The organism is Archangium violaceum, assembly GCF_016887565.1.
Classification (GTDB): domain Bacteria; phylum Myxococcota; class Myxococcia; order Myxococcales; family Myxococcaceae; genus Archangium; species Archangium violaceum_B.
In genome coordinates this window covers 6,776,718-6,788,029 of record NZ_CP069396.1, presented here as the reverse complement: position 1 = coordinate 6,788,029, position 11,312 = coordinate 6,776,718, and the positions used below count along the sequence as shown (strand labels likewise).

The window sequence follows — 11,312 nt, the reverse complement described above, 5'->3', positions numbered from 1 at the left end:
ACCGGTGAGGATAGCATCCCGACCCGGGACTCCTCGAACACGCCCCCTGGGACAGCGTCCTGCCAGGTTACTCCCAGGACACCTCGAACTCGACGTCGAGCGGTGCCGTCTGCCGCGAGGCCACCTTCAGGTTCCGGGCCCTCGTGGCCTCGAAGAGCGTATGCAGCGCGCCCTCGATGAAGGGGGCGGGAGCGGAGATGCGCTCGATGAAGAGCACCCCTCGCGTGGAGCCCTCCCACCTCAGTGTGCAGTGTCCACCCCGGAGTCCCATCCTGTGTGTCGCCGGGAGGTTCTCGAGCAACCGCTTCGGATTGCCTTCCACCACCACCTGCAGGGCCCTGCCCGCGGCGGAGTCGAAGAACTTCATCACCGTCCGGGCGCCCATCACCCGCAGGGCTCCCTCGAAGCCGCCATACCTGTCGCTCAGGCGCTTCGCCGCGGTGTAGAGCATCCGGACATAGGACTCGGTGGGGTAGCTGAAGAAGTCCAGGTACCGAGGCTCCCCAGCGGCGCTCAGGCAGTGCTTCACGGCGGACTCGTCTCCCAGCAGCCGCACCACCTCCAACACGGAGTTGAAGAAGAACCCACGCATGGTGTGCGTGGGGTCCAGGGAGGTCAGTCGCTGGAACAGCTCCTCCTCGGAGCCGAGACTCGTCATGGCCTCCACCTTAATTCACGGTCCGGGGGCCTGAGAAATCCCATCGTGGAAGGAGTGATCAGCCGTTCACGCTCCCGGCACTGGAGTCATGAGTCACTCTTTCGTATCGTGTTCATCTCGCCCGCGGGTCAGTGTGCACGAGGCGGCAGACCCGGGCGCGGAGAGTCCGTGCCTGGACAGGAGGACTCCACCCGCTGACACGATGGTGACCTGCCGGAGGTACGAGCATGTCATGGCCTCCTCAGCGCGCGTCGAGACTCTCCGGGTCGAAGATGAAGTGAAGCCCAGGCTACGCGGTGTGTCACACGCGTTCGCGTTCGTGGCGGCGATCGCCGGGTGCTTCTTCCTGGCGCTGGCTCCGGTCGAGGGCGTGCTGCACCTGGCCGGCATGGTGTTCGGCTTCAGCCTCGTGCTGATGTTCGGCATCAGCGCGACGTACCACTGTCCCAACTGGAGTCCCGCCACCTACCGGCGCATCCAGCGGTTCGACCACGCGGCCATCTATGCCCTCATCGCCGGGTCCTTCACGCCCATCGCCGCGCTGGACACTGCGGGAGGGTGGGGCCCGCTGCTGCTCTGGGTGATGTGGGGCGCGGCGCTCACGGGCGCCGGGCTCGCGCTGTTGGGCCGCTCCGGGCCGCGGGGGCTCCGCTCCGTGCTCTATGTCGTGCTGGGGACGGTGTCGCTCCCGGTGATGCTGCGGCTGCCGGACGTCATTGGCCCGGCGCGTGTCGGGTGGCTCGTCTTCGGGGCCGTCCTCTATGCCCTGGGCGCCTGCGTCTACGCGCGCAGGTGGCCGGATCCTCGCCCCACCGTCTTCGGCTACCACGAGCTGTTCCACCTCATGGTCATCGCCGCGGCCTCCGTGCACTACGCCGTCATCCTCGACGTGCTGTGGCGCCGGTGAAGTAGCAAGCCCCCGGGCCCCTGCTTGCTCTCCACCCCGAGGGTTCTCCCTTGACTCCCGAGGTGCACGTGGGTATTTAACCAAAAGGATAATTAACCAGTTGGTTCAATGCTCCATGACCCCCGATCGACTGAGCACTACGTTCGCCGCACTCGCCGACCCGACGCGCCGCGCCATCCTCGCGCGGCTGGCGAAGGGGGAGGCGACGGTGGGCGAGCTCGCGGCGCCCTTCGACATGAGCCTCCCGGCGGTCTCCAAGCACCTCAAGGTGCTGGAGAACGCGGGGCTCATCTCGCGCGGCCGCGAGGCGCAGTGGCGCCCGTGCCGGTTGGAGGGGGAGCCGCTGCGGGACGTGGCGGCGTGGCTGGAGCACTACCGCCGTTTCTTCGACGAGAGCCTCGACCGGCTCGGGGACTACCTGGAGGAGTTGCGGAGCCAGGAGCCCGAGCCCGGTCGCAAGAAGTAGCCCCCTGCGAATCACCCCACCCACGAGAGGACGGAAGCGATGATCGACATGAAGCGCGACGTAGTGAGCACCACGGACCGGGAGATCATCCTCACGCGCGTGTACGACGCTCCGCGCGAGCGCGTGTTCGAGGTATGGACGAAGCCCGAGCACGTCTCACGTTGGTGGGGGCCGCACGGCTTCACCACGGTGACCGAGTCCATGGACGTGCGCCCGGGCGGCACCTGGAAGTACGTGATGAAGCATGCCGAGTACGGCGAGTTCGACAACCTCATCACCTACCGCGAGGTCGTCCGTCCCGAGCGCCTGGTGTACAGCCACGGCACGAGCACCGAGGTCGAGCAGTTCCACGTCACGGTGACGTTCGAGGCGCAAGGCGGAAAGACCCGCCTCACCATGCACAGCGTGTGGCCCAGCGCCGCGGCGTTCGAGGAGGTGCGCAAGTTCGGAGTGGAGAAGGGCGGCAACGAGACCCTGGATCGCCTCGCCGAGCATCTGGCTCAGCGGGCCTGATGACGAGAGCCGAGTGGATGGACGCGCCCTTTGGGTGTCAGGGCAGCTCCAGGACGAGCTTGCCCCGTGCGCGGTGGGACTCGCTGTGCCGGTGGGCCTCGGCCACCTCGGGCAGCGGGTACACCTTCTCGACAAGGACGCGCAGCCGGCCGGAGTCGATCCACTCCGCCACCTCTCGGAGCTGCGCGGCTTCCGGTTGTGCCATGAAGGTGTGGACCCGAGGTCCTCCGGGCAGCATGCGGAGCGCGGTGTAGAACACCACCTTGGGAGAGGGAACGATGGTGACCCAGGTGCCACGGCGGGCGAGCGCCTTCTTGGAGGCGCCGTAGTCCGTCCCCACCGTGTCGAGGATGACGTCCCAGCTCCGGCCTCCGGAGACGAAGGACTCCCGCGTGTAGTCGATGATCTCGTCCGCGCCCAGCCCGCGCACCAGCTCCACGTTCCGGGTGCTGCACACGCCCGTGACGTGGGCTCCCAGGAGCTTTCCCATCTGCACGGCGAAGGTACCCACGCCGCCCGAGGCGCCGATGACGAGCAGGCGTTGGCCGGCCTTCAGCTCGCCGCGGACGCGCAGTCCCTGGAGGGCGGTGAGCGCGGCCACTGGCACCGCGGCCGCCTCGGTGAAGCCGAGCGTCTTCGGCTTGGGCGCGAGGTGCGTCGCACTGACGGTGGCGTACTGGGCATAGGAGCCGGGACGGCCCGCGTCCCGGAAGGTGTAGACAGCGTCTCCCGGGCGGAAGTCCTTCACGCCCGTGCCCACCTGGGCGACCTCTCCCGCCAGGTCCAGACCGAGCCCCATGGGGAACCGGCTGCCGGAGAAGAGCTTGTACTTCCCGGCCCGCAGTCCGGTGTCGGCGGGGTTGACGCCAGCGGCGCGCACCCGCACCAACACCTCGTTCGCCGCGGGGATGGGGACGGGCACCTCGGCGACGTGGAGGACGTCCGGGGAGCCATAGCTGTCGAAGAGGACGGCCTGCATTTTCTCGGGAACGCTCATGGCCGCGCATCCTAATGCCTGTCGGTCACGCCCAGATCACTCAGGTTTCGGCCGAAGCCCCAGCCGGGGCCTCCAGGACTCGGCTCCGGTTGGAGGTTCACGCCGACGAGCTGAATCCGGTCTGAGCGAAAGCGGATGTTCAGTGGCTCAACAGGGAGGTCCACCAGCGCTTGGGGGGTTCCTCGATTTCCTTGTGAACGTCCCACTGCCGTAGCACCGCCCGGCCCCAGGCCCGGAAGGCCGGCAGCTCGTGGATGGACGCCAGCTCTGGATATCGGAGCAGCCACTTCCAGGTCCCCGCGGAGAAGGGTCCATCGGGATCCTTCATCGCATAGGTGAGGTGGTTTATTGCCAGCCGGCCCAGGCTCTCATCGTCCGGCAGAACCCGCCCGGCCATCGTATCGGAGCGCTTGCACAGCTCACGGGAGCGCGTGCTCGTGGCAGCGACCTTCCGCATCAGCTTCGCCTTCCTCCGGTCCAGCCACCACGCCTCCAGCCTCCACGGATATACCGGTCGCTCCTTCAGGGCGTCGGACCTCTTGGCGAGTTCCCTCACCTTGCCCTGCAGCTGGAACGACTTCTGGCCCAGCCGCTCGGACTTCTGGCCATACCGTGAGGCCTTCCAGCCTTGCCACCGGGTGAGGGGACCGGGCCCGGGAATGCGCACCCCACGTTCGACACCCTCGAGCTGGAGCTGCAGCGCTCGGAAGCAGGCAAGGTTGTAGTGCACCAGCCCGAGGTGATTGTCGATGACGCGCGCCGCGAGCTTCGTCTCGATGGCCAGCTGTTCCGCCCGTCGCAGGCAACGCGCGCGCCGGCGCTGGTACTGCTTCTTCATCCAGTCGTCGAGCGGGCCCGACTCGTTCAGGAGCAGGAGCTGATGCAACTCGATGCAGCAGCGGGACGCCCGTATGGACAGCAGGGTGGCCCTCCGCTTCCTGGGCGGCCACAGCAGGAGCTCGCGGAAGAGCCGACGCTCGGCGGTATTGCCGATGCACCAGAGCCACACCCACCACCTGCAGGCTCGCTCGTGCTTTTCCAGGGCCCGGCTGCCCACGTCGAGCAGGAGGGCCTGGAGCGTTCGGGTGTCATCCTCCTGGATGGGTTCATAGGGCCATTTCTTGGCCGAGAGCTCGAGGGGCTCGACACTCCGGAAGCACCGCCACGATCTGAGTGTCTGGGATTGCGTGCGCTGCATCATGTACAGGCGTCCCAGCCAGGTTGGCTTCCTCAACCTCCTGGCACAGGAACAGGAGAGCGACTCCTGGATCCGGAGCCACGGAGGCATGTCTCCGAAGCGAGGCCAGAAATAGCCATGCAGGCGCATGTCGTTCAGGTAGGCCTGCCAGGCCCGCAGGTCGCGGTGCTGACGCCACTCCTGCAGGCGTGGTGCCCAGGCCGCCACCGTGCGACAGACGGAGGCCAGCCGGTAGTGGGCCACCAGCAAGCGCGGGTAGCGGGAAATGAGATCGAGGTAGAGTTCGACGGCGCCGACTTCGTCCCCGTCGGCATCGAGGATTTCGGCGAGCTGTAGCCGCGCGAGCGCGCTCCCGGGGCTCCGTTTGGCGGCCTCGCGCAGGTGGATCCGGGCTTCATGGGCCAGGTGCTTTTCTCCGGAGCCCTGCCCAAATACATCCAGCCCCTGGTAATACTGGCGGAGCGCGTCCCCGTTGCTGTCATCCCTCCAGTACACCCACTCCGGCAGCTTGCGGCACACTTCCAGCGCGCGCTCCGCGGCGGAATACGCCGCCAGCTCGATGGCGTGCTCGACCTTCTCGTCGCTCCAGAAGGTGAGCGCCATCAGGGTCTGATTCGAGTGGATGTCCACCATGTTGACCCGGATGCCATGCCGGCGCCGGGAGTGGTGGGGCCGTCCGGCTTCGCGGTATTCCTCGACGAGCGTCCCTCGCACCTCCAGGCCCCCCGGCGGATGGAGGAAGCGGAGGACGAGCGCTACGGTCCTGGAAAGCCAGTGCTCGTCCTTGCTGGACTGTTGCTCCACGAAGTCCTGCCAGTAGAGCATTTCCCCACCTGGCAGCGGTGAAGGGGCGTGAGGGGCATTCCGGTGAAGGCACTCCCGCATCAACTGCTCGAGGTCGGGCCGGGGCTTTCCGTCGACGCCGCTGATGCTTCCCACCCGGATGGGGAGAAGGGCCCGGCGCAGGTTGAGCCGGTCCAGCCAGCCGAGAGTGAGCAGCAGCCCCAGGCCGAAGAAGACGCTCGTGACGATCCCCGGGCCGGTGTTCTCCCGGTGGAACGTGGGCTCGATGACCCGCGCCGCGAAGCGCTCGATGGCGACCGCGTCCGAGGACTGCCCGGCGGCGGCCAGGCTCCACGGAACCATCATGACGGGCAGGCCCCCGTCCGGACATCCGGCGGAGAGGGCACTCCGGATGATGGACGAGACCGGGAGGGAGGACGACAGGGGGGCCTGGCTCGAGGCGATCAGGCAGTCATTGAGCGTGGTCGCGGCGGTGAAGGGGGACACCATGAAGACGGGCTGCATGGGGGCGGCGGCGGGCCGCGCGGTCCGCTCGCCCTGCAAGGCGACGCCGAGGACCATGGAGAGCAGCACGATGCTCACGACGGCGTGGAAGACGCGGCGGGAGAAGACGCGGGCCGCGGGATAGAGGAGGACGAGGAGCAGGAGGTACGCCGGAAGCCAGGGCCAGAGCCAGGCCAATCTCGACAGCCAACCCGGGGAGGACGGGTCAGCGGATTCGGCGTGAAGCAGGAAGAACGGAGCCGACCACCACAGGCGGAGCGTCGCCTCCATGAGGAGGAAACCGCCGAGGAGGATTCCGGCGACAAGGATGAGACCGGTGAGCGGATAGGGCCATGCGAGGGCGGTCACACGTGGGAATGCGCCGGCGATATAGGGCCGGTAGCGCCATACGAGGCCGGCCACGAGCAGCCCGAGCGTGAGGATGACCCAGAAAACGGGCCCGAAGGTGATCGCGACCGGCATCGCATGTCCTCCCCTGATTCCAGCCCTCAAACCTCGGGATGTTCGAGGACCGTGACAACGGATGAGCCAGCGAGCCAGCGCAAGACGGGGGGGCGAGGATCAGCGCGGCGGAGGAGACGCCTACGCTCACGCCGCCTCGCTGCTGTGACCTCGGGCCAGGGGAGAGAACCCCCCTGGCCTCGCGCGAACCAGGCGTTCAGAAGCGGGAGACTTCCTCGGCCCCGATGGGCTCGATGACCACCGTGCCGGACTCCTCCTCGTCCCTCACGCCAGTGAACTGGAAGTCACGTCCGTTGGCCGGGACTTCGATCTCCCACACGGAGGTGGTGCTCTTCCCGGCTCCGTCGGTGGCCCGCGCATACAGGAAGCCGCGCTGCCCAACCCCCACCACGGGCGCCAGCCAGCTCGTCTCGTACAGTCCGGACCTCGCGTCGAACGGGAGCGGCTGCCAGGCGGCGGGGTCCGGCTCCGGCGCTACTTCCAGCTCCGCTCCGGCCGGCACCAGGTGCACCTGCCATTCCATGGCGGCGATGCCCGAGCCCCGGTCGCTCGCGGCCATCCGCACCTTGTGCTCCGTGGAACGCTCGACCCACACGTCGATCAGCGCCAGCGTCTCCTGTCCCCGGTGGTCGGTGGCGCGGGCACCCACCATGTGGGAGCCCTCCGACAGGGTGTTCGTGTCGAGCAGTCCCTCGTAGTACCCGGTCTGGCTGTTGTAGGACGTGCTCCGCCAGAAGACGCCGTCGATCGTGTACTCGACCTTGGACAGGTGCACCTGATCGACGGCCTGGATCTGCAGAGGGATGGACTCGCGGAGCACGGCCCCGTTGGACAGGTTCACGATGCTCACGGTCGGCGGGTAGTCCACCTGGGTGGTGAACGAGAGGACCGGCGAGACCGTGTCATTCCCGGCCACGTCCACCGAGCGGACCTTGAAGAAGTACGTCGTGCCCGGCTGCAGGTTCGAGAGGCGCACGTGGTGGTTCAGGGTGAGGTTGGGATCCACGCTCGTCGCACTGCCCAGGGCGCTGGTGGTGCCGTACTCGACCTGCGAGGTCGAGCGCTCGTCCGTGAGCCAGTCGATTTCGGCGAAGTCCGTCCCTCCCAGCGAGGGGCTCGTCGCATACACGCGCGGGGGCAGGGTGTCCCTGGGCGTGTCCGAGACCTCGGCGGAGAATGGGGACTCGTTGCCGGCCGCGTCCACCGCCACCACCACGTAATGGTAGGGGGTGCCGATGCTCAGCGGATCATCCCGGTGGAAGGTGCCCGAGGTGCTGGCCACCTTCGTGTACGGGCCACCGGCCGTGGTGCTCCGGTAGACGGCATAGCCCGCAAGGTCCGCCTCCGTGTTGGCGCTCCAGGAGACGTCGAGGTAGCCGCCATTGCTGGGGATCGCTGGAGCCGTCAGCTTCACCCCCGAGGGCGCGGCGGGCGGATTGCCCACCACCGCCAGCACGGACGCGAGCCGCTGGTTTCCGGAATTGTCCGTGGCGCGGACGTAGAGGTTGTGGCTGCCATCCAGCACGGACGAGCTCGCCCAGACGCCCCGGTATTTCGTCGACAGCAGGCTCCCGGACAGCGCCACCCAGGTGTTCGTGGTGGAATCCACCTGGTACTCCACCCGGGCTACCCCCGAGCCCAGCAGCCCGTCATCCGACTCGACCTCGAGGGCTACCTGGCCCTGGAGGACGGCGGAGCTGGCGGGCCGGATGATCTTGAGTTGGGGGGGCGTCGAGTCCAGCCCGCCGAGCAGCGCGGCCGCTGGCGTCCCCGCGAGGGACACCAGCAGCACGGTGAGCAGCGCCGGGGCCTGTACCACTGGGATGTTTCTCCGATGCATGTCAATCCACTCCATCTGGGGGTGGTGACAGGCATTGACCTGTCACCTCGGTGGTTGAGGACTGTCCAAAGCCAGATTCATGCCGGGCCTTGAACAGTCAGCTCACCCCGAGGGGCAGGGAGGTCCCGTGGATTCCATTCTTCCGGGAAAACAGGGGGTTGTTCGATCTCGGGCGGATGGGCGTGCTTCCAGGGCACGGCTTCCCCGCCGTCCGCGGCTCACGTGCGCCCCCTGCATCCAGGATTTTTTTCCGAGGGCTCTCGTGCGGAACCCGGGAAAATCTTCAGCTTCAGCGCGTACGGCCAGATGAGCCCTACTGCGGCTTCTCCGGTTCTTCGTGCATACCGGAGCCGCCGACCGCCTCGGACGGCATGTCACCCCAGCCCGCCTCGAAGAACGCCTTCCACTTCCACTGGCCATCACGCTTCACGAGGAGCCCGGCGTTCCTGCCTTGCCGCTTCTCCCCCCCCATGGTCAGCGTGTAGTCATCCTTGAAGGTGACGAGCGAGTCGGACAACACGGTGATGTCGAGCTTGTGTTTCACCTGCATGTCCGCGGGCATCTCGTCGAACATGGGCTTCATCATCTCCACGTACTTCTGCCGGTCGTACGTCTCGGCCATCGGGACGCCCTTGCTGTTGTCGGTCGCCATGTAGACCGGGAAGTCGGCTCGGGCGATATCCGCCTCGAAGTTGCGCTGCTTCATGATGGCGTCGCCTTCCTTGACCCAGGCTTCGATCTCCTTTCGAGTCTTCGCTTCATTGGTGGGCTTGCGGGTCCACGGCCCCATCTTGGACATGTCCGTGGGCGTGCCCGAGCCTCCCGTGGCGGGTGGGGTTTCCTTGGGCTCCTGGTCCTGGGCCCAGACGGGCGAGGTGAGCATGAGCGAGACGAGACACACCGCGATTCGACGCATCATGAGCAGGTGACCTCCTTGATTTCGTCCGAAGTTGGTGGTGCTCCGATGCGGGGACAAACCGGCCCTTCGAGGTCGCCTCGGTCCGGAGGGGTCCCCAGGTAGCCGGGCGAGCGCTTCCGCTGCCAGCCTCCCGTTGCCGTGATCGAGAGAATCGTGCGTGCCCATGCTTACGCATGAGGAAGCACTCCCCAGTGCTTCGAAGGCACGACGAAAGGACGGCCGTCATGCAAACAGAGACGCAGCAGGCGAGCGTGACCACTCCGGGCGAACGGGAAATAAGGATCGAACGAATCTTCAACGCGAGCCGCGAGCGCGTGTGGCTGGCCCTGACGGATCCGGACCTGGTCGCGCAATGGTGGGGTCGAGGCAACAAGCTGGTCATCGAGCGCATGGAGGTCGAGCGGGGCGGCCACTGGCGCTTCGTCGAGCACGGCCCCGAGGGCGTTTACGGATTCGAGGGCCGCTATCGCGAGGTGAAGCCGCCCGAGCGCGTCGAGAGCACGTTCGAGTGGGACGGCATGCCGGGCCACGTGTCGGTCGACATCATCACGCTCGAGGCGCTCGACGGCGGCCGCACCCGGCTCATCAACACGTCCCTCTTCCACACCCAGGAGGATCGGGACGGAATGCTGGGCTCGGGAATGGAGGAGGGTCTCAACCAGAGCTACGCCGCACTCGACAGGCTGCTCGCCTCCATCTCTTGATGGAGCAGGAGCCGCACGCTCCAACGGGAGACGTTCAGACTTCCTCGTCGGGCAGGAGCGTGCGCAGCAATTCGTCGTCGGGCCCGAGGGGACGCCAGCCGGGGGGCGGTGGCGAGGCGAGGAGCGCGTCGCCAGCCCTCCTGACACGCTCCTCATGGGTTGTTGGGGTAAAGGAACTCCACAATCCGAGTGCCTTGGCGACCTTGAAACGGTTTGTGTCGTCGAGGACGGCCGGCCAGCCATTTGGGAGACACGCGCACAGCTCTCGCACGAGTTGTCCGCGCACAAGGCGTGTGACCTGGTGGTTCCGCTCCGCTTCGGCCACCAGTCTACTGAACACCTGCACGCCGGCGACATCGTCCGGACCAAGCTCCTCGGCCAGCGCCACCAGCGAAGAGGTAGGGCGCGCCTCGGCGAAGGCGGTAAGCGAATCGTAGCCGCGCTCGCGGACCCGCTCGTACAAGCGGACTTTCCAATTGCCCTCCCAGGAACGATCCTCGCTCATCGTCCACCCCAGCGCGTGAAATTCATCGGGATCTTGTACACCTTCATACGCTCCGCGACGATGTCCAGCACCTCGTTCCGCGTCAACAGTCGACCCAACCTGAACTCAGCGTCTTGGAGCGCCTTCATGATCATCCGGTTCCATTCACCCGGCCATGTGCGTCCCAGCATCCAGTTCCCACCGCCGTGAATGGCCTCGTCGCCTCGCGCACGCCCTGCGGCAGTTCACCGTGTGCCTGCGCCAACATCGCCTGTCCCGCCTGAATCCGCACGGCGGCGCTGACGACGGGGAACGAGAGGACGCCCGCGCGCACCAACTGGCGCATCAGTTCCACCCACTCGGCGGACACGACAATCCGCGTGCCCATCATCACGCCGTCGCCGCCTACCGCCAGGCCGATGCCGACCAGGGCAGGAGTGAACGGAGGCACCGAGGGCAGCGAGAACCTCATCGTCGAGAGCATCGTGACAGTCTCGATGGCTTCCTTGAGAACCAGCACCTTCTGGATGTTCTCCGCCGCCACACGCATTCTCTCCACGGTGATCGCGAATTCGCCCGTGAGATGGCCTACCAGCGGGGGCACGTCTTGCGCCGCGGCTTCCACCTGCCCGTGATCCCGGGAGGAGAGCGCCTCCATGGCGGGCTCGAGCATCTCCTGCCTGCGCCACATGTCCGCGAAGAGCGTCTCCACGGGGTGGAGGTGCTGTCTGAGCGCGACGTCGGCGAGGTTGAGGAAGTCGAGCCAGACGGCGAGTAGGAGTGAGCCCACCATACCAGCAGCGTGGACGTCATCAGCGCCTCCGATGGGGACTTCCACTGTAGTTGGCACCTCCGA

The 11,312-nt window shown here is 67.0% G+C and carries 11 protein-coding genes; 4 read left to right on the top strand and 7 right to left on the bottom strand.

What is annotated here, in order from left to right:
- Positions 1-67: 67 nt before the first annotated feature.
- Positions 68-658 (bottom strand): TIGR02265 family protein, encoded by a 591-nt coding sequence (locus JRI60_RS27330; RefSeq protein ID WP_204218819.1) that lies wholly within the window; start codon positions 656-658, stop codon positions 68-70.
- A gap of 298 nt (positions 659-956) precedes the next feature.
- Between JRI60_RS27330 and trhA the strand changes: the two genes are divergently transcribed.
- The 3 genes from trhA to JRI60_RS27315 all read left to right on the top strand — a co-directional run bounded on the left by trhA (position 957) and on the right by JRI60_RS27315 (position 2,544).
- Positions 957-1,565, top strand: a complete 609-nt coding sequence (gene trhA, locus JRI60_RS27325) for a PAQR family membrane homeostasis protein TrhA (RefSeq protein ID WP_430384326.1) — start codon at positions 957-959, stop codon at positions 1,563-1,565.
- A gap of 115 nt (positions 1,566-1,680) precedes the next feature.
- Positions 1,681-2,031, top strand: coding sequence for an ArsR/SmtB family transcription factor (locus tag JRI60_RS27320; protein ID WP_204218817.1), 351 nt, complete (start codon positions 1,681-1,683; stop codon positions 2,029-2,031).
- Positions 2,032-2,070: 39 nt separating this feature from the next.
- The gene (locus JRI60_RS27315; protein ID WP_239469750.1) at positions 2,071-2,544 is read left to right on the top strand and encodes an SRPBCC family protein; all 474 of its coding nucleotides are present in this window, start codon (positions 2,071-2,073) and stop codon (positions 2,542-2,544) included.
- 37 nt (positions 2,545-2,581) lie between these two features.
- Here the strand turns inward: JRI60_RS27315 and JRI60_RS27310 are convergent, their stop codons facing one another.
- From JRI60_RS27310 to JRI60_RS27295, 4 genes are all read right to left on the bottom strand, one after another.
- Positions 2,582-3,541: an NAD(P)-dependent alcohol dehydrogenase gene (locus tag JRI60_RS27310; RefSeq protein WP_204218816.1), complete on the bottom strand. Its 960-nt coding sequence runs from the start codon at positions 3,539-3,541 to the stop codon at positions 2,582-2,584.
- 139 nt (positions 3,542-3,680) lie between these two features.
- The gene (locus tag JRI60_RS27305; RefSeq protein ID WP_204218815.1) at positions 3,681-6,509 is read right to left on the bottom strand and encodes a tetratricopeptide repeat protein; all 2,829 of its coding nucleotides are present in this window, start codon (positions 6,507-6,509) and stop codon (positions 3,681-3,683) included.
- 196 nt (positions 6,510-6,705) lie between these two features.
- Entirely contained in the window at positions 6,706-8,349 is a 1,644-nt protein-coding gene (locus tag JRI60_RS27300; RefSeq protein ID WP_204218814.1) for a fibronectin type III domain-containing protein, read from the bottom strand.
- A 313-nt stretch (positions 8,350-8,662) separates the two neighbouring features.
- Positions 8,663-9,268, bottom strand: a complete 606-nt coding sequence (locus tag JRI60_RS27295; protein ID WP_204218813.1) for a hypothetical protein — start codon at positions 9,266-9,268, stop codon at positions 8,663-8,665.
- 224 nt (positions 9,269-9,492) lie between these two features.
- Here JRI60_RS27295 and JRI60_RS27290 point away from each other — a divergent pair, with 224 nt between their 5' ends.
- Positions 9,493-9,972: an SRPBCC family protein gene (locus JRI60_RS27290; RefSeq protein ID WP_204218812.1), complete on the top strand. Its 480-nt coding sequence runs from the start codon at positions 9,493-9,495 to the stop codon at positions 9,970-9,972.
- 34 nt (positions 9,973-10,006) lie between these two features.
- Here the strand turns inward: JRI60_RS27290 and JRI60_RS27285 are convergent, their stop codons facing one another.
- On the bottom strand, positions 10,007-10,477 hold the full coding sequence (locus JRI60_RS27285; protein WP_204218811.1) for an NUDIX hydrolase: 471 nt from the start codon (positions 10,475-10,477) through the stop codon (positions 10,007-10,009).
- 130 nt (positions 10,478-10,607) lie between these two features.
- Positions 10,608-11,249, bottom strand: a complete 642-nt coding sequence (locus tag JRI60_RS27280; protein ID WP_204218810.1) for a hypothetical protein — start codon at positions 11,247-11,249, stop codon at positions 10,608-10,610.
- Positions 11,250-11,312 lie beyond the last annotated feature (63 nt).